We start from the raw sequence: 17,496 nt of genomic DNA, 5'->3' as shown, positions 1-17,496 counted from the left end.
AGCGTGAATACCATGGAACACCTGACGCTTGGCCCTCTTACCCGCGCCGCGGGCACTGTCCGTTTGCCGGGCTCGAAAAGCATTTCGAACCGCGTGCTGCTACTCGCTGCGCTGGCCGGCGGCGAGACGCGCGTGCGCGACCTGCTCGATTCCGACGACACCCGCGTCATGCTGCAGGCGCTGAAGACCCTCGGCGTCGCGTGGCGCCAGGAAGGCAGCGACTACATCGTGACCGGTTCGGGCGGCAATTTCCCGGTCAAGGCGGCCGAGTTGTTCATGGGAAATGCCGGCACGGCGATCCGTCCGCTGACGGCCGCGCTCGCGCTGCAGGGCGGCGACTACAAGCTGTCCGGTGTGCCGCGCATGCACGAACGGCCGATTGGCGATCTCGTGGATGGCCTGCGCCAGGTGGGCGCGGACATCGGCTATCTCGCCAATGAAGGGTTTCCGCCCTTGCATATCCGTCCCGCGCAGATCCGCATCGATGCGCCGATCCGCGTGCGCGGCGATGTGTCGAGCCAGTTCCTGACCGCGCTGCTCATGACGCTGCCGATGGCGCAGGCGGCAAACGGCAAGATCGAGATCGAAGTGGTCGGCGAACTGATCTCGAAGCCCTATATCGAGATCACGCTCAACCTGCTTGCGCGCTTCGGCATCAACGTGGAGCGGCAGGGCTGGGAGCGCTTTATCGTCCCGGCCGGCGCGGTGTACCGCTCGCCGGGCGAGATCTACGTGGAAGGCGATGCCTCGTCGGCCTCCTATTTCCTGGCGGCCGGCGCGATCGGCGGCGGCCCGGTGCGCGTGGAAGGCGTCGGCATGAGCAGCATTCAGGGCGACGTGCGTTTTGCCGAGGCGCTCAACCGGATGGGCGCCAATGTCATGGCCGGCGACAACTGGATCGAAGTGCGCGGCACCGAGCGCGACGATGGCCGCCTGCATGGCATCGAACTGGACTGCAACCATATTCCCGATGCCGCGATGACGCTCGCGGTGGCGGCGCTGTTCGCCGAGGGCACGACCACGCTCACGAATATCGCGAGCTGGCGCGTCAAGGAAACCGATCGCATCTCGGCCATGGCGACCGAACTGCGCAAGCTCGGCGCGACGGTGGAAGAGGGGGCCGACTACCTGAAGGTAACGCCGCCCGCGCAGTGGCAGACGCCGGCCGACGGCATTGGCACCTACGATGACCATCGCATGGCGATGTGTTTCTCGCTGGCTGCATTCGGCCCGCTGCCGGTCCGGATCAATGACCCGGGCTGCGTGGCGAAGACGTTCCCGGACTACTTCGCGGTGTTCGGCGGCGTTACGCGCTAAGCGCCGGGGTGCCAGCCTGCACCGGTTCGTGCCGGTGCTCCCGCTTTTCCCGCCGGTCCCAGTAGCGGTCGAAGAAGTAGTGCGCCACAGTATTGATGGCGGGCTCGATAAACGTGATCGCGCCGCTCACGGCGAGGCTGCCGGTCAGCGCGTACGTCACGCTGAAGGCGATGCCGAGGTGCAGGATGCCGAACGTCAGGGTCTTGGCCATGGTAGATTGCCTCGCGAACGAAGAGATGTAGCGGGAAGGGCAGAAATGCGGCACCGGAGTGCGGTGAATCAAATGATAATGATTCGCAATTGAATTTCCAATCGAAGTTTTCTGTCGGCATCATCAGCAATGACTATCGTTCACGTCATCACCATTGACGGTCCAACCGCCTCGGGCAAAGGCACTGTCGCGCACAAGGTAGCTGACGCGGTTGGCTATCATCTGCTCGACAGCGGGGCGCTGTACCGCCTGGTGGCGCTCGCCAGCGACCGCATCGGCGTGGATATCGAAGATGTCGATGGCCTTGCAAAAACCGCGTCCCGTCTCGATGTCAAGTTCGGTCCCGACCGCGTCTGGCTGTCCGGCGAGGAAGTCAGCCTGGCGATCCGGGCCGAAGCCATCGGCAATCGGGCCTCCGCCATCGCCGTGCACCAGCCGGTGCGCGACGCGCTGACCAAGCTGCAGCGCGACTTCCGCAAGCTGCCCGGCCTGGTCGCGGACGGGCGCGACATGGGGACGGTGATCTTCCCTGATGCCCAGCTCAAGGTATTCCTGACCGCAAGTGTTGAAGCGCGCGCTCGCAGGCGCTATAAACAATTGATTGATAAGGGAATTTCTGCTAATATCGAAGACCTTTTGCGTGACCTTGAGGCGCGCGATGCACGGGATCGAAACCGTGCTGCCGCGCCGCTGCGTCCCGCCGAGGATGCGAAACTGCTCGACACCTCCGACATGACGGTGGATCAGGCAGTGGCGCAGGTGCTGGAGTGGTTCGCCGCTGTGCGCAAAGCCTGACATTGTCAGCGCGTACCCAAGCGATGGACGCTTCCCGTACCAGGTGTCGGCTCCGTAACCACAGGGGCGAAGCCGGCAGTGTTCAACCTGACCCCGCTGCACATGGCAGACTGCGCGCGATCCTCGCGCCGGCCGGTGTACCGCGGATTGCTACTTACGTTTATGTCCGACCTGCAAACTAACGAATCCTTTGCCGCACTGTTCGAGGAATCGATCGCCCGCTCCAATATGAAGGCTGGCGAAGTGATCTCCGCTGAAGTCGTGCGCATCGACCACAACTTCGTGGTTGTCAACGCTGGCCTCAAGTCCGAGGCTTTCGTGCCGGTGGAGGAGTTCCTGAACGACCAGGGCGAACTCGAAGTGCAGGCCGGCGACTACGTCTCCGTGGCCATCGACGCACTCGAGAACGGCTATGGCGACACCATCCTTTCCCGCGACAAGGCCAAGCGCCTGGCATCGTGGCTGAACCTCGAGAAGGCGCTGGAAGACGGCGAAATCATCTCGGGTACCGTGACCGGCAAGGTCAAGGGCGGCCTGACGGTCATGGTCAACGGCATCCGCGCGTTCCTGCCGGGTTCGCTGGTTGACGTGCGTCCGATCAAGGACACCACCCCGTACGAAGGCAAGACCCTGGAATTCAAGGTCATCAAGCTGGACCGCAAGCGCAACAACGTTGTGCTGTCGCGCCGTGCCGTGGTCGAAGCCACGCTGGGCGAAGAGCGCCAGAAGCTGATGGAAACCCTGAAGGAAGGCGCCATCGTCAACGGTATCGTCAAGAACATCACCGACTACGGCGCGTTCGTGGACCTGGGTGGCATCGACGGCCTGCTGCACATCACCGATCTGGCATGGCGTCGCGTGCGTCATCCGAGCGAAGTGCTGTCGGTTGGCCAGGAAATCACCGCCAAGATCCTCAAGTTCGACCAAGAGAAGAACCGCGTTTCGCTGGGCGTGAAGCAGCTGGGCGAAGATCCGTGGGTGGGCATCTCGCGCCGCTACCCGCAAGGCACCCGCCTGTTCGGCAAGGTGACCAACCTGACCGACTACGGCGCGTTCGTCGAGATCGAAGCCGGTATCGAAGGCCTGGTGCACGTGTCCGAAATGGACTGGACCAACAAGAACGTGGCTCCGTCGAAGGTTGTCCAGCTGGGCGACGAAGTGGAAGTCATGGTCCTGGATATCGACGAAGACAAGCGTCGTATCAGCCTGGGCATGAAGCAGTGCAAGGCCAATCCGTGGGACGATTTCTCGCGCAACCACAAGAAGGGCGACAAGCTGAGCGGCCAGATCAAGTCGATCACCGACTTCGGCGTGTTCATCGGTCTGCCGGGCGGCATCGACGGCCTGGTGCACCTGTCCGACCTGTCGTGGCAAGAGACCGGCGAAGAGGCTGTGCGCAAGTACAAGAAGGGCGACGAAGTGGAAGCCGTTGTCCTGGGCATCGACGTCGACAAGGAACGCATCTCGCTGGGCATCAAGCAGCTGTCGGGCGATCCGTTCAACAACTTCATCTCGGCCAACGACAAGGGCTCGCTCGTGACCGGCACCATCAAGGCTGTCGATCCGAAGGGTGCCGTGGTTCAGCTGGCTGACGACGTGGAAGGCTACCTGCGCGCATCGGAAATCTCCGCTGACCGCGTGGAAGACGCCCGCAACGTGCTGAAGGAAGGCGAGCAGATCACCGCTCTGGTGGTGAACGTCGACCGCAAGTCGCGCAACATCAACCTGTCGATCAAGGCCAAGGACAACGTCGAGCAGCAGGAAGCCATGCAGAAGTTCCAGGCCGACACCAGCACCGCTGGTACGACCAACCTGGGCGCCCTGCTGAAGGCCAAGCTCGGCCAGGACAACCAGTAATCGCAGGCCCTGACGCCCGCGCGAACGCCCATGACCAAGTCGGAGCTCGTCGAAAAACTGGCTGCCCGCTTTCCGCAGTTGCTGCTGCGGGATGCGGACATCTCGGTGAAAACGATACTCGACGCGATGTCCGATGCGCTGGCCGATGGCCATCGCATCGAGATCCGCGGATTCGGCAGTTTTGGTCTGAATCGGCGTCCGCCGCGCGTTGGGCGCAACCCCAAGTCCGGCGAGCGAGTGCTCGTGCCCGAGAAACGGGTGCCGCACTTCAAGGCGGGCAAGGAGTTGCGCGAACGGGTAGACCGGAACCTCACGCCGTCTTCGGGCGGTTCGGGTAACGGACACCTGACCGGTACGCCGTCCGGCAAGGGCCCTCAGGGCGCCGCGCCGGGCAGCCCGGCGGTGCTGCATGAAGGTGGCGGGCTGAACCTGGCCCGCTCCTGACGCGATCCGTCTGCCGGCACTGTGTTGTCGCAAATAAAAAAGCGCTCCATTGCGGGGCGCTTTTTCATTTTGGGCATCCCATCGGGAACGTGCCGTTTTCATTTGCTGGAAGTGATTCCGCTACAATGCCGGGGTCTGCCGCACTCCAGCGATGCGCCTGTGCGCTCCCGCAACGCCACGCCTGCTTATACCGCATGAAACTCGTCGCCTGGATTATTCGCATCGTCCTGTTTGCGCTGCTGTTCGTGCTCGCGCTGCGCAATACCGCGGACGCTTCGCTACAGCTTTTCTTTGATGCTGTCTGGCGCGCCCCGCTGATCCTGATCCTGTTCGTGGCGTTTGTCCTCGGCGCCGTCGCGGCACTGGCAGCGGTGGCACCAGGCCTGATGCGCCAGCGCATGGAGGTCGCGCGGCTGCGCCGTGCGCTCGGTGATGCTGGCCGTCAAGCGGCCTCCGATAATGCCGCACGTGAAGGCAAAAGTGCTCCTTACAACGTAATTGGCCCGAAAGTCTGATCCATGATGTTTGAAACCTGGTGGCTGCTTGCGCTGCCACTTGTCTTTGGCCTTGGATGGATGGCGGCACGCTTCGATGTGCGCCAGCTCATCAGCGAGCAGGGTGCCTTGCCGCGCTCGTATTTCAAGGGCCTCAATTTCCTGCTCAATGAGCAGCCGGACCAGGCCATCGACGCCTTCATCGAGGTCGCGCGGCTCGATCCGGAGACCACCGAACTGCACTTTGCGCTTGGCGCGCTGTTCCGTCGCCGTGGCGAAACCGAGCGCGCCATCCGTGTGCACCAGAACCTCGCCACACGTCCGGATCTGCCCGAGCCAGAGCGTGAGCACGCGCTGTATGAACTGGGGCAGGACTTCTTGCGTGCGGGCCTGCTGGATCGCGCCGAAGAGTCGTTGCGCCGGCTGATGTCTGGCCCGTACGCGGCGTCAGCCAAGCGGGTGCTGCTTGAACTCTATGAAGTGGAGAAAGAATGGCAGAAGGCCATCGATGCCGCGCGCGAGCTGCAGGCGCTCGAGAATAAGGACTACCGCCTGCAAATTGCCCAGTTCTGCTGCGAACTGGCGCAGGATGCGCTGCAACGCAAGCGTCCTGAAGACGCCGTCAAGTGGCTGAACCAGGCGGTCCAGGAAAATCCCGCCAATGTGCGCGCGCCGATCCTGCTTGGCGATGTGGCGGCGGCTGCCGGTAATGCGCGCGCCGCGTTGGGCCACTGGCTCGGCATCGAGCGACAGGATGCGTCCTTCCTGCCGCTGGTCGCAGAGCGCGTGGTGAAAGCCTATGCCGGCCTCGGCGAACAAGGCGTCGCACTGGATTGGCTGCGCGGTCTGCTGAAGGGCAGTCTTGCGGCTGAACTGCTCGACGTTGCGTTCAAGACGGAACTCGACCAGAACGGGCCGGAAGCGGCGACCCGGCTGATGCGCGAGCAACTGCGCCGCCAGCCGACGCTGCTGGCCCTGACCCGGTACTTCGAGGCGCAGGCCGCCAGTATGGCGCCAGCCGGCGCAATGGCCGGCAATGGCAGCGAAGCCGATACCGGCGAGACCGTTGAGGGCGACAAGACAAAGGAGGTCACGGCGATCCGCGACCTGCTGCAATTGCGTACGCGCAACCTGGCCCGCTACACCTGCCGCGAATGCGGCTTCCGTGCGCGGCTTTTCTACTGGCAATGTCCCGGCTGCAACCGCTGGGAGACCTATGCGCCCCGGCGATCCGAAGCGCTCGGCTGACCAGGCCGCCACGCGAACTAATTTCATGTAAATGCTATGAAAGTCACCATTATTGGCAGTGGCTATGTTGGCCTCGTTACCGGCGCGTGCCTGGCCGAACTCGGCAACGATGTGTTCTGCCTCGACGTCGACGAAAAGAAGATTGCCTTGCTCAACGCCGGCGGTGTGCCGATCTACGAGCCGGGGCTTCAGGAAATCATCCAGCGCAATCGCGCGGCCGGGCGGCTGACGTTCTCGACCGATGTGGCGGCGAGCGTCGAGCACGCCGATGTGCAGTTCATCGCCGTTGGCACCCCGCCCGATGAAGACGGCTCGGCGGATCTGAAGTATGTGCTTGCGGCGGCGCGCAATATCGGCCGCCATATGACCGGCTTCAAGGTCGTCGTCGACAAGTCCACGGTGCCGGTCGGCACGGGCGACCGCGTAGCCGCTGTGATTCGCGAGGAGCTTGCCGCGCGCGGCCTGGAGGACCTGCAGTATTCCGTGGTGTCGAACCCGGAATTCCTCAAGGAAGGCGCTGCGGTCGAAGACTTCATGCGTCCGGATCGCATCGTGCTCGGCTGCAGCGCCGACGCTGCCGGGCGCCACGCGCAGGCCACCATGCGGCAGCTCTATGCGCCATTCAACCGCAACCACGAACGCACCTTCTACATGGATGTGCGCTCGGCGGAATTCACCAAGTACGCCGCCAACTCCATGCTGGCCACGCGTATTTCATTCATGAACGAACTGGCCAATCTGGCCGACGAGGTTGGTGCCGACATCGAACTCGTTCGCATGGGCATCGGCTCGGATCCGCGTATCGGCTACAGTTTTTTGTATGCGGGTGCAGGCTATGGCGGTTCTTGCTTCCCGAAGGATGTGCAGGCGCTGATGCGCACGGCGTCGGACCACGGCAAGCCGATGCGCGTGCTGGAGGCTGTCGAAGCCGTGAACGGTGCTCAGAAGCAGGTGCTCGGCGACAAGGTGCTGCGCCGGTTTGGCGATGACCTGAGCGGCCACACCTTTGCCATCTGGGGGCTGGCGTTCAAGCCGAACACCGACGATATGCGCGAAGCGCCGTCCCGCGTGCTCGCGCGCGAACTGGTCTCGCGCGGGGCAACGCTGCGCATGCACGATCCGGTGTCCATGGAAGAGGCGAGGCGCGTGCTGGAAACGGATCTCGCCGACATTCCGGGTGGTATCGACCGGCTCAGTTTCCACGCTGCCCAGATGGAGACCCTCGATGGTGCCGACGCGCTGGTGATCGTGACGGAATGGAAGGTCTTCCGCAGCCCGGATTTCGAGCAGATCAAGCGGCGCCTGAAGACGCCGGTGATCTTCGATGGACGTAACCTGTACGAGCCGGAAGCCATGGCGCAGGCCGGCATCGAATACCACGCGATCGGGCGATCGGCCGCGAAGCGCTGAACGCATCAGCAGCGCGCCTGTCCGAAGACGGACAGGCTTGCCGGAGGAATCATGGGTATGAATCAAATTTCGCAGGATCAGATCGGCCAGGCGCGCATCCTGGTGGTCGGCGACATGATGCTGGACCGCTATTGGTTCGGCGACGTCGAGCGCATTTCGCCGGAGGCGCCGGTACCGGTCGTCCAGATCAAGCGCAGCGATGAGCGCCTGGGCGGCGCCGCCAACGTGGCGCGCAACTCGGCCGCGCTCGGTGCGCAGGTCGGCATGCTCGGCGTCGTCGGTGACGATGAGCCCGGCCGCACCATCGAATCGTTGCTGTCGGCGTGCAAAGTCCAGCCGTACCTGCACCGCGACGCCAGCGTCAACACGACGATCAAGCTGCGCGTGCTCGCGCACCAGCAGCAGTTGCTGCGCGTGGATTTCGAGAACCCGCCGACGCATGAGGTCTTGCTGTCGGTGCTCGAAGGTTTCCAGGAACTCGTGAAGCAGTACGAGGTACTGGTGCTGTCGGACTATGGCAAGGGCGGGCTGACCCACGTGGGCCGCATGGTCGAGGCCGGCCGCGCGGCCGGGCGGATGGTGCTCGTCGATCCGAAGGGCGACGACTATTCGCGCTACCGTGGTGCCACGCTGATCACTCCCAACCGCGCCGAGATCCGGCGCGTCGTGGGCGCCTGGAAAAGCGAACAGGACCTCACCGCGCGCGCCCAGAACCTGCGGCGTGACTTGCAGCTCGAAGCGCTGCTGCTCACCCGTTCGGAAGAGGGTATGACTCTTTACACGGAGGCTGAGGTACTGCACGTCTCGGCACAGGCGCGGGAAGTCTATGATGTATCAGGTGCCGGCGATACCGTGATCGCCACGCTGGCGACCATGCTGGCGGCCGGCGTGTCGCTGAAGCAGGCGGTGCAGTTCGCCAACCGCGCTGGCGGCATTGTCGTGGGCAAGCTGGGTACTGCCGTCGTTAGCTACCCGGAACTGTTCGGCGCTGCCGGCTGATCGCCTGTGTCTTCCGGCGCGCCCTGTTGAACTCTCTGTCGGACCGATCATGACCATCATCGTCACCGGCGCTGCAGGATTCATCGGCAGCAACCTCGTCAAGGGATTGAACGCGCGCGGCGAGAACCACATCGTCGCGGTCGACAATCTGCACCGCGCGGACAAGTTCCACAATCTGGTGGACTGTGAAATCCGCGACTACCTCGATAAGGACGATTTCCTGTCCCGGTTCGAGCGGGGCGAGTTCGGCCGGGTACGCGCTGTTTTCCATCTTGGGGCCTGCACCGACACGATGGAGCAGGACGGGCGCTACCTGATGGAGAACAACTATCGCTACAGCAAGACGCTTATGGAGCTCTGCCTCGCGCAGGACACCCAGTTCATCTATGCCTCGTCTGCGGCGGTCTACGGCGAGTCGCACTCGTTTCGCGAAGCGCGCGAGTACGAGCGGCCGCTGAGCGTCTACGGCTACTCCAAGTTCCTGTTCGACCAGGCCGTGCGCAACAGGCTCGATGGCGCGCTGTCTCAGGTTGTCGGGCTGCGCTATTTCAACGTGTATGGCCCGGGTGAGGCGCACAAGGCCCGCATGGCCTCGATCGTGTGCCAGCAGTTCGAGCAATTCCGTGCCGAAGGCACCGTCAAGCTGTTCGGCGAGCACGGCGGCCATGGGCCGGGCTGCCAGAGCCACGATTTCGTTTCCATCGACGATGTGGTCAAGGTGAACCTGTTCTTTCTCGATCATCCGCGCCGATCGGGCATCTTCAACGTCGGTTCCGGCCATGCGCGCTCATTCAACGATGTCGCCTGTGTTGTCGTCAACACCCTGCGCGCGGCGGAGGACAAGCCGCCGTTGGCCCTTGAGGAGCTCGTGCAGGAAGGGCTGCTGGAATACTTGCGATTCCCCGATGCACTGCGCGGGCGCTACCAGAGCTTCACCCAATCGGACAGTTCGCGCCTTCGCGAAGCTGGCTACACCGCTCCTTTCGTTGCGATGGAGGAAGGCGTGGCACGCTATTGCCAGTGGCTGCTCGAACGCGGCCAGTGAGCGCGCCCGGCGGCGCTTCGATGCTCGGAAACATCTCCGTGCAATCCACGTGAACGTTTGTTGCCGCATGCGCTGGCGCATGCGGTGGGTCCTATCCTGAGCGCACCTTGCCAATTCCGGCAAGGCAACGCAAACGGAAGGGGAACTCACAAATGTTCAAGGCATTGTTCAAGCGCGGCTGCCTGGCCGCTGCAATCTGGATGGCGCTCACCGGTGCCGCGATGGCAGCAGTGGATGTCAATACGGCCGACGCAACCGCGCTTACCTCGGTGAAAGGCATCGGGCCTGCAACTGCAAAGAACATCATCGACGAACGCACCAAGCACGGGCCCTACAAAAGTGCGGCCGATCTTGCCGAACGCGTCAGCGGCGTGGGAGCCAAGTCGGTCGCCCGCATGCAGGAGGGTGGGCTGACGATCGGCGCCAAGGCTGCGCCGGCGGCAGCGGCCCCTGCCGGCGCAGCGGCCGCCCAGCGCTCCGCGAAGCGCTGATCAGGCATGGCACCCGGCGCAAAGGGGGTGCCCGGGTGCCGTGGTCCTTCGCCACCCTGTTCCTTGTGTCAGATTCGATGTTGTGCCGTTGGTATGGCTCGTGCTAGTCAGGCGCACTGTTCTTCGCTTGCCGGGAGCGGCGGAGTATCATGCGGCAGCCAGCGCGGGCCAGGTGGTTTCTCCGGCCGCGCGATCTGTATAACCAGGCTAGGCCTCGCCCTTCCCAATGGGCCAGGGAGAGCCCGGCAGAACAACAGGGAGCATAACAATGACCAATGGCGAGGACACAGGGTTCCTGCCGAAGTGGCGACTGAAGACGGAAGGGGTCATCGGTCCGGACGAGCGCCTGCCCACCGGGCAGACGGTACTTGCCGGCATCCAGCACGTGGTGGCGATGTTCGGTTCCACGGCTATCGCGCCGATCCTGATGGGATTCAACCCGAACATCGCCATCCTTTTCTCTGGCATCGGCACGCTTATCTTTTTCCTGTGCGTGCGCGGCCGCGTGCCCAGCTATCTGGGCTCCAGCTTCGCGTTCATCGCCGTCGTGATCGCGGCCACCGGCTATGCGGGCAGCGGACCCAATACCAATATCCCGGTCGCGCTGGGCGGCATCATCGCCGCAGGCGCGTTGTACACGGTGATCGGCCTCGTCGTTCAGGCAGTCGGCTATAGCTGGGTGGAAAAGCTGATGCCGCCTGTGGTCACGGGCGCGATCGTCGCAGCCATCGGACTGAACCTCGCGCCGGTGGCGGTAAAGGCCGTGAGCGGATCGTCGTTCGATACGTGGGTCGGCTTGCTGACCGTGCTGGCGGTCGGACTGGTGGCAGTGCGCGCGCCTGGCATGATCGGTCGCCTTCCAGTGCTGATCGGCGGCCTGTTCGGCTACCTGATTTATTTCGTCGGCACGAACCTGATGGGCCTGGGCAAGCCAATCGATTTCGCTGGCGTGGCCGCCGCGAACTGGTTCGGCCTGCCGGCGTTCACTTCGCCGGTATTCGAATTCAGCGCCATGCTGCTGATCGCACCGGTGGCCATCGTGCTGGTCGCAGAGAACCTCGGTCACATCAAGGCCATTGGCGTGATGACGGGCCGCAATCTCGATCCGTACATCGGCCGTGCGTTTATTGGCGACGGTGTGGCGACCATGCTGTCCGCCAGTGGCGGCGGCACCGGCGTTACCACCTATGCCGAGAACATGGGCGTGATGGCCGTGACCAAGATCTATTCGACGCTGATCTTCGTCGTGGCCGCTGCGGTTGCCATCCTGCTCGGGTTCTCGCCGAAGTTCGGTGCGCTGATCCTGACCATTCCGGGCCCTGTGATAGGCGGCTTGACCATCGTGGTGTTCGGCTTGATTGCTGCCACGGCAGGCCGTATCTGGGTTCAGAATCACGTCGACTTTTCCAGCTCGCGCAACCTCATTACAGTGGGCGCGACGCTGACGGTAGCGGCCGGTGACCTGACGCTCAGGCTCGGTGGTATGACGCTGGGCGGCATTGGCACCGCGACGTTCGGTTGCATCCTGCTTTACCACCTGCTCGGCGAAGGCAACAAGGAGGCTTAAGCCGGGGCATCCACACTGGCAGTGGGCCCAACGGGCCGCTGCCGGCGCGGGTCAGGGGCCTGGATTACAATGTGCAGGACATTTTCGACCCCGCACCATGGCCTACAAGACAATCGAAGACACCATCGGCAATACGCCGCTGGTCAGACTGCAGCGCATTCCCGGTGCCGCCAACGACGCACGCGGCAACGTCATCCTGGGCAAGCTCGAGGGTAACAACCCGGCAGGGTCAGTCAAGGATCGCCCGGCCGTGTCGATGATCGCCCGTGCTGAGGCGCGCGGCCGCATCAAGCCCGGCGACACGCTGATCGAAGCCACGTCCGGAAATACCGGCATCGCGCTCGCCATGGCCGCGGCCATCCGCGGCTACAAGATGGTGCTGATCATGCCGGAAGATCTGAGCCTGGAACGCCGCCAGAGCATGGCCGCCTATGGGGCCGAGATCATCTTGACTCCGGTGAAGGGCGGCATGGAGTACGCGCGCGACCTCGCCGATTCGATGGAGCGTGACGGCAAGGGCGTCATCCTGGACCAGTTCGGGAATCCGGATAATCCGCTGGCCCACTACGAAACCACCGGCCCGGAAATCTGGCGCGATACGGAAGGGCGGATTACGCATTTCGTATCGGCGATGGGAACGACCGGCACAATCACCGGCGTTTCGCGATACCTGAAAGAGCAGAACCCGGCCATTGAGATCGTCGGCGCGCAGCCGGCGGAAGGCTCGCGGATTCCAGGCATTCGCAAGTGGCCGGAGGCTTATCTGCCGAAGATCTATGATGCGAAATACGTGGACCGTACCGAGCCCGTGAGCCAGGCCGATGCGGAACATATGGCACGGCGCATGGCAAGCGAGGAAGGCATCTTTAGCGGTATCTCGGCGGCGGGCGCGCTGTGCGTGGCCTTGCGAGTTGCTGAAGAGGTGGAAAACGCGACGATCGTTTTCGTGGTCTGCGACAGGGGAGATCGATACCTGTCCACGGGCGTATTTCCCGCCTGAGTTTCCTCCGAAGTCGGAAATCTAAGTACCCGGTGACGGATAATCCCGTTGCAGGGTACTGGTGTATTCCTTATGCCGCGGACTTGTCGCGGATCCAGCCCTCGACAATTTCCAGCACGGATTGGGGGCTGAGCTGAACCATGCAGTCGCAGCTGATCGTTTCGAGCTTTTCGCAATCCCTGCAGCTCTTGTCCCTGACGAGATTCTGAGCCCGTTTTCCCAGCGCCGCCCATCTGCCCGGATGCATCGGACGCGTCGGCGGGAACAGCCCCAACGTGCGCTGGCCAATCGCGGCCGACAAATGCAGAGGCCCGGTGCCACTGGCGATCAGGCCATCCGCCTGGTGGATGAAGGTGGTCAACTGGCCCAGCGTCTGCGTGCCGCACAGGCTCGTGACGTTCGGCTTGGCCAGCAACGCGCCGCCGTTGGCTTTCAGCCATTCCCCTTCTTTTGCACTGCCCGACAGCCACAGATGCACATCGCGCCTGGCCAACAGTAACTCCGCCAACGCAGCGTAGTGTTCGATCGGCCATTCGCGGCCGTGGCCGTTCGACTTGGTGTGAAGGACCAGATTGAACGCATACGGGGCCTGCATTTCCGAAATGGCCTTGTCTTCGGGAATATCGAAGTGATACAGGTCCGGGATTTGCTCCCGCGTCGGAATGTCACGGCTGCCATACGGGCTCAGGAAGCGAAAGTTGATCTGCGCCTCATGGTCTTCCGTGGTCCGCTTGCTGAAACGCACCCTGCGGTTGCAATACAACATCAGGTAAATCTTCTGGCGCGCGTTGCCGATCCGGTGGCGGACTCTTGCCCGGAACGCGGCCTGCGCCAGCGTTCGATCGGGCTGTGCCAGGATCACGGTATCGATGCCGGATTTCCTGAGGAAGCCGGCCGGGTCATCGGCAATGTTTTCCAGTTCGATGACTTCATCGATATCCGTGCAGAAGCGGACCAGCGGCGCCGCATAGGCGCGGCACAGGAAGCTGATCTTCGCTTTCGGATTCAGTTGCCTCAGTCGAGCGACCATCGGCAAGGTCAGTACTATGTCGCCGATGTTGTCGGTGCGGCTGACCAGTATGTGGTTGCTTCGGATTGCCATTTATCTTCAATGTCAGAGCAGGGTGGGGGCATGCCACTCAGGCATTACCGTTGCGCCCGCTTGCGCAAATACCGCAAATACCATTTCAGGCTCTCCACCGGCTTGTGCTGGCGGAACATGAAGCGCGAATGCATGCGCATTTCCTTGGTATTTCTCGGTTCCGGATCCAGCGGCATGTCACGCCACGGTGACAAGGCCAGATATTTGCGGAACAGTCCGCGGGCCTCATGGCCGCTCCAGTCGGCCCAGGGTTTGACCGAGCCCGCAAAATGGATAAAGACCGCCTTGCCGACCGGACGCATGGCAAAGCGGTTGACGTTCAGGTCGTGGATCAGGTCATATAGGTAATTCCAGCGCGGCGAGATGTATTTCGCGCGACCGTTGAGCACCTTATTGAGCGCGTCCTGGTCGTTGAAACGCATGTCCGTGCTGGTATCAAGTAGCGCTTCCAGGGTTTGAGGCGTGATGTTTTCGGCCAGCCACTTGTCGATATTGATGAACAGCACGCCGCCATTGAAATACTCGGCATGGGCCAGGCCAAGTGCGGCAACACGCCGGCGCAGTGTAACGGGCGCATCCGGCACGACGACCGCGATCTCGTTGCTGATATCCATGTCGACCAGTTCGTCGAGGCGGTTGACGCACAGGATATCGGCATCGAGGTACAGCACGCGGTCGGTCTGCCCTTGCAGCACCTCGGGAATGACCAGTCGAGTAAAGATCGACAGCGAGTAGTGCGAGTGCCCGAGGAAATGCGAGAACTGCGTGAAGGATGCCAGATCCAGCAAGTGCAGCTGGGTGCTGACCGGGTACATCTCTTCGAGCTGCTTCAGGCGGCGCTGATTTTCTTCCAGCGCGGAGAACGTCAGCACATGGAAGGTGAAATGCTGTCCCGGGTTATTGTCGATGATCGATGCGATCGTCGCGCCCATCGCACGGAAATAATTGTCGTCGACGCAGAACGCGATATGGAACGACGGCTTGCCGTTGCTGCCTGTCATCGGAGCCATGGTGTTGTTGTCGGATGCGGGCAGGTTCATTGGATGGTCTTCATGACTTGTTCGACGGGAATGGCATTGACCCAGTCCCGGCGATTCGCTGCGGTGATCACCGTGCTGTTCTGCCTGTCGATCGGCACCCACTCAGGATTCTTCTGGCGCATCAGTGCAATCACGGGCACATGCACGGCGTTCGCCAGGTGCATCACGGCCGTTTCCACCGAGATGATCAGATCGCATTGCGCCAGGATTGCAGGCAGCTGGAAGAAGTTGTCTTCGGCACTGAACAGCTCGGTGCGCGCCAGGCTGTAGCTGCTGATGACCTCGCGCGCATGCGCCAGTTCCTGCGGCACCGCATTGACGATGAAGCAGCTGTCGCGCCACCGCGGATGCTGCTGCATGGCCTGGATCAGCGCGGCGACCTGTTCCAGCGTCCAGCAGCGCTTCTTAGTCTTGGCGTACGGGTTAATGAACACCAGCTTGCCTTCGCGAGGCAAAAAGCCCCAGGCGGCAAGCGTGTCCTGCGCATACTGTTGCCATTGCGCGGGAATATCGACAAAGGGAAAGCGCTCCGCCGGGCTGACTTCCAGTCCGCTGATCTGGCGGAACCAGTGCGCATACACGTCACTGATGTGCTGCGGCGAGGCCCGGTCGACCTTGTACGGCGGAATCGAGGCGTCGAGCTTGCGGTAGGCAAGCAGGTGGTGTGGCTGATAGAAGCGGACAGGGCGCGTCATGCCCACCACGAATCCGTCCGGACTGATGGTGCGTGCAAGGTTTGCGTACTGCGGCGGCCGCAGCGTCGCTAGCGACACCACGATCGGATAGTGCTCCTGCTGCGCCTCGCGGATCGATGCCTCGTAGAGTTCCGGGCTATAAGTGCGCGTATAGACCTTGCTGAAAAACGGGCAGGCGGCCAGCCAGTCGTAGAGCGAGTACTTGCGCAGGTGTTCCCAGGCCTTGGCATCGCCGGTGCGGCGCACTTCGTCCACCCACAGGTGGATTTCCAGGTGCGGGTTAGCCTGCGCGAATGCCTTGAAGAAGTTTTGCAGATAAGTGAAATCGCCCAGCGCGAGGTGAGCGATGAACAGTATCTTTTTCGACCGCTTCAGCAAGTCTGCGGGAATCAGTGTCTGGGGTTGTGTCACGAATGGCTCGCGGGAAGTCACGTGGCGTCGTCAGGCCGTTATTGTAAGGGAGGGCAAGGACTGGCCCGAAAACTTCGGTGGCTTTTGGCGCACAATTGCCGGGCGCGGTGATGCCGCCTGCCGGCGAGTGCTGGCAGGCGGTAGCGTATCCGGCGACAGGCCTGGGCGTCAGCCCATTGCAGCCTTGACGGCTTCGCCCAGTTGGTACACCGAGAGCGCGTAGAAGAAGCTGCGGTTGTAGCGGGTCAGCACATAGAAGTTGCGCAGGCCGATCATGTACTCGGTGGGCTGATCGGGGGTGGGCAGGTCGACCACCAGGACGCCGGTTTCGCCTTCGCGCGCGAGGTCGACGGGCTCATCGAGACGCAATCCCGCGCGGGTAAGCTGGTTCAGCGTCCGTGTCGGCCACGGCTCGCCGTCGGCCGCCGCCGCCGCAATGCCGCGGCTGCCTTCATCGTTGGCCAGGCGCCAGACCACGGGCCGGTTGGCTTCCCAGCCGTGCAACTGCAGAAAGCGGCCGACGCTGCCGATGGCGTCGGTGGGGCTGTTGCGCAGATCGATGCGGCCGTTGCCGTCATAGTCGATCGCATACTCGCGCAGGCTGGTCGGCATGAACTGCGGGATGCCGATCGCACCGGCAAAGGAGCCCAGCACCGAAAAGACGTCGGTACGCGTGTCGCGGCACCAGATCAGGTAATCCGCCAGCTGGTTGCGGAACAGCGTCGCCCGGGCGTCGCGGTTAGGCGTGGACGGATAGTCGAAAGCCAGCGTCGAGAGCGAGTCGATGACGCGGAACGTGCCCATGTCGCGCCCGTAGATGGTTTCCACGCCGATGATGCCGACGATGACCGAAGCCGGCACGCCGAACTCGGCTTCGGCGCGCCGCAGCGTGTCGCGGTTTTCCTGCCAGAAGCGCATGCCCGCGTTGATGCGGATCGGTTCGATAAAGCGCGAACGGTAGGCACGCCAGCTTTTGCGCCCTGGCGTGGCTGGCGGCATGACCAGCCGCACCACGGTGGCGGAATAGACCGCCTGCCCGAACCAGCCTTCCAGCGTGCCGCGGTCGAAGCCGTGGCGAGTCACCATGTCGTCGATAAAGGCGCGGGTCTGTGCATTGTCGCGATAGCGCCCGGGCTCGATTTCTTCTTCCCGCACGCTCACGCGGCGCTTGCCGGCGGCGAGGAGGCTTGGGGAGAGGCCGCAGAGTCCCAGTGCGGCAGCGGATAACGCAGCGCCCAGCAACGGGCGGCGCAATGAACGCTGGGTGTCGGTCATGGTGTCCTTAGCAAGTCGCAGCGAGTATAGCGGATGGCACTGCACGCTCCGACGCCGAACTGCCGCCTGTCTGCCGCTCAATTGCCGCGGATATG

The 17,496-nt window shown here is 62.9% G+C and carries 17 protein-coding genes; 12 read left to right on the top strand and 5 right to left on the bottom strand.

Annotated elements, in window-relative coordinates; genetic code table 11:
- Positions 1-12 precede the first annotated feature (12 nt).
- Entirely contained in the window at positions 13-1,317 is a 1,305-nt protein-coding gene (gene aroA / locus ACIGJG_RS13230) for a 3-phosphoshikimate 1-carboxyvinyltransferase (RefSeq protein WP_140949068.1), read from the top strand.
- On the opposite strand, the gene ACIGJG_RS13225 is transcribed toward aroA, so the two are convergent.
- On the bottom strand, positions 1,307-1,528 hold the full coding sequence (locus ACIGJG_RS13225; RefSeq protein WP_011298720.1) for a DUF2061 domain-containing protein: 222 nt from the start codon (positions 1,526-1,528) through the stop codon (positions 1,307-1,309). The two genes, aroA and ACIGJG_RS13225, sit on opposite strands and share 11 nt — an antisense overlap.
- Before the next feature lie 129 nt (positions 1,529-1,657).
- On the opposite strand from ACIGJG_RS13225, the gene cmk reads away from it, so the two are divergent.
- From cmk to cysM, 11 genes are all read left to right on the top strand, one after another.
- Positions 1,658-2,323, top strand: a complete 666-nt coding sequence (gene cmk / locus ACIGJG_RS13220) for a (d)CMP kinase (protein WP_011298719.1) — start codon at positions 1,658-1,660, stop codon at positions 2,321-2,323.
- A gap of 162 nt (positions 2,324-2,485) precedes the next feature.
- A complete protein-coding gene (rpsA, locus tag ACIGJG_RS13215; protein WP_011298718.1) occupies positions 2,486-4,180 on the top strand; it encodes a 30S ribosomal protein S1 in 1,695 nt (564 codons plus the stop codon).
- Positions 4,181-4,210: 30 nt separating this feature from the next.
- Positions 4,211-4,624 (top strand): integration host factor subunit beta, encoded by a 414-nt coding sequence (locus ACIGJG_RS13210; protein ID WP_011298717.1) that lies wholly within the window; start codon positions 4,211-4,213, stop codon positions 4,622-4,624.
- 194 nt (positions 4,625-4,818) lie between these two features.
- The gene (locus tag ACIGJG_RS13205) at positions 4,819-5,139 is read left to right on the top strand and encodes a lipopolysaccharide assembly protein LapA domain-containing protein (RefSeq protein WP_220630951.1); all 321 of its coding nucleotides are present in this window, start codon (positions 4,819-4,821) and stop codon (positions 5,137-5,139) included.
- A 3-nt stretch (positions 5,140-5,142) separates the two neighbouring features.
- Positions 5,143-6,366, top strand: a complete 1,224-nt coding sequence (gene lapB / locus ACIGJG_RS13200; RefSeq protein ID WP_011298715.1) for a lipopolysaccharide assembly protein LapB — start codon at positions 5,143-5,145, stop codon at positions 6,364-6,366.
- Between the two features lie 36 nt (positions 6,367-6,402).
- Positions 6,403-7,776, top strand: a complete 1,374-nt coding sequence (locus ACIGJG_RS13195; protein ID WP_011298714.1) for a UDP-glucose dehydrogenase family protein — start codon at positions 6,403-6,405, stop codon at positions 7,774-7,776.
- Between the two features lie 51 nt (positions 7,777-7,827).
- Complete coding sequence (rfaE1, locus tag ACIGJG_RS13190) at positions 7,828-8,775, top strand: D-glycero-beta-D-manno-heptose-7-phosphate kinase (protein WP_011298713.1); 948 nt, start codon at positions 7,828-7,830, stop codon at positions 8,773-8,775.
- 49 nt (positions 8,776-8,824) lie between these two features.
- Complete coding sequence (gene rfaD, locus ACIGJG_RS13185) at positions 8,825-9,820, top strand: ADP-glyceromanno-heptose 6-epimerase (RefSeq protein WP_011298712.1); 996 nt, start codon at positions 8,825-8,827, stop codon at positions 9,818-9,820.
- 152 nt (positions 9,821-9,972) lie between these two features.
- Complete coding sequence (locus ACIGJG_RS13180; protein WP_011298711.1) at positions 9,973-10,311, top strand: ComEA family DNA-binding protein; 339 nt, start codon at positions 9,973-9,975, stop codon at positions 10,309-10,311.
- 268 nt (positions 10,312-10,579) lie between these two features.
- The gene (locus ACIGJG_RS13175; protein WP_011298710.1) at positions 10,580-11,878 is read left to right on the top strand and encodes a solute carrier family 23 protein; all 1,299 of its coding nucleotides are present in this window, start codon (positions 10,580-10,582) and stop codon (positions 11,876-11,878) included.
- A 97-nt stretch (positions 11,879-11,975) separates the two neighbouring features.
- Complete coding sequence (gene cysM, locus ACIGJG_RS13170) at positions 11,976-12,878, top strand: cysteine synthase CysM (protein ID WP_011298709.1); 903 nt, start codon at positions 11,976-11,978, stop codon at positions 12,876-12,878.
- 70 nt (positions 12,879-12,948) lie between these two features.
- Here the strand turns inward: cysM and ACIGJG_RS13165 are convergent, their stop codons facing one another.
- The 4 genes from ACIGJG_RS13165 to mltB form a co-directional block, all read right to left on the bottom strand.
- On the bottom strand, positions 12,949-13,980 hold the full coding sequence (locus tag ACIGJG_RS13165; RefSeq protein ID WP_140949054.1) for a glycosyltransferase family 9 protein: 1,032 nt from the start codon (positions 13,978-13,980) through the stop codon (positions 12,949-12,951).
- A gap of 44 nt (positions 13,981-14,024) precedes the next feature.
- Complete coding sequence (locus ACIGJG_RS13160) at positions 14,025-15,020, bottom strand: glycosyltransferase family 8 protein (RefSeq protein ID WP_011298707.1); 996 nt, start codon at positions 15,018-15,020, stop codon at positions 14,025-14,027.
- Positions 15,017-16,126 carry a glycosyltransferase family 9 protein gene (locus ACIGJG_RS13155; RefSeq protein ID WP_041679682.1) on the bottom strand — a complete coding sequence of 370 codons (1,110 nt, stop codon included), beginning with the start codon at positions 16,124-16,126 and terminating at the stop codon, positions 15,017-15,019. Before ACIGJG_RS13155 ends, ACIGJG_RS13160 begins: the two co-directional genes overlap by 4 nt.
- 168 nt (positions 16,127-16,294) lie before the next feature.
- On the bottom strand, positions 16,295-17,401 hold the full coding sequence (gene mltB, locus ACIGJG_RS13150) for a lytic murein transglycosylase B (RefSeq protein WP_140949056.1): 1,107 nt from the start codon (positions 17,399-17,401) through the stop codon (positions 16,295-16,297).
- Positions 17,402-17,496 lie beyond the last annotated feature (95 nt).

It is taken from the genome of Cupriavidus sp. C1SS-2L, from assembly GCF_057073735.1.
This window is presented reverse-complemented; position numbering and strand designations above follow the sequence as displayed.

Coding starts and splice junctions, on each gene's coding strand:
- aroA (WP_140949068.1), top strand. CDS start 13: ATGGAACACCTGACGCTTGGCCCTCTTACCCGCGCCGCGGGCACTGTC.
- ACIGJG_RS13205 (WP_220630951.1), top strand. CDS start 4,819: ATGAAACTCGTCGCCTGGATTATTCGCATCGTCCTGTTTGCGCTGCTG.
- ACIGJG_RS13225 (WP_011298720.1), bottom strand. CDS start 1,528: ATGGCCAAGACCCTGACGTTCGGCATCCTGCACCTCGGCATCGCCTTC.
- lapB (WP_011298715.1), top strand. CDS start 5,143: ATGATGTTTGAAACCTGGTGGCTGCTTGCGCTGCCACTTGTCTTTGGC.
- rfaD (WP_011298712.1), top strand. CDS start 8,825: ATGACCATCATCGTCACCGGCGCTGCAGGATTCATCGGCAGCAACCTC.
- rpsA (WP_011298718.1), top strand. CDS start 2,486: ATGTCCGACCTGCAAACTAACGAATCCTTTGCCGCACTGTTCGAGGAA.
- ACIGJG_RS13180 (WP_011298711.1), top strand. CDS start 9,973: ATGTTCAAGGCATTGTTCAAGCGCGGCTGCCTGGCCGCTGCAATCTGG.
- cmk (WP_011298719.1), top strand. CDS start 1,658: ATGACTATCGTTCACGTCATCACCATTGACGGTCCAACCGCCTCGGGC.
- ACIGJG_RS13195 (WP_011298714.1), top strand. CDS start 6,403: ATGAAAGTCACCATTATTGGCAGTGGCTATGTTGGCCTCGTTACCGGC.
- ACIGJG_RS13165 (WP_140949054.1), bottom strand. CDS start 13,980: ATGGCAATCCGAAGCAACCACATACTGGTCAGCCGCACCGACAACATC.
- cysM (WP_011298709.1), top strand. CDS start 11,976: ATGGCCTACAAGACAATCGAAGACACCATCGGCAATACGCCGCTGGTC.
- ACIGJG_RS13160 (WP_011298707.1), bottom strand. CDS start 15,020: ATGAACCTGCCCGCATCCGACAACAACACCATGGCTCCGATGACAGGC.
- ACIGJG_RS13210 (WP_011298717.1), top strand. CDS start 4,211: ATGACCAAGTCGGAGCTCGTCGAAAAACTGGCTGCCCGCTTTCCGCAG.
- rfaE1 (WP_011298713.1), top strand. CDS start 7,828: ATGGGTATGAATCAAATTTCGCAGGATCAGATCGGCCAGGCGCGCATC.
- ACIGJG_RS13175 (WP_011298710.1), top strand. CDS start 10,580: ATGACCAATGGCGAGGACACAGGGTTCCTGCCGAAGTGGCGACTGAAG.
- mltB (WP_140949056.1), bottom strand. CDS start 17,401: ATGACCGACACCCAGCGTTCATTGCGCCGCCCGTTGCTGGGCGCTGCG.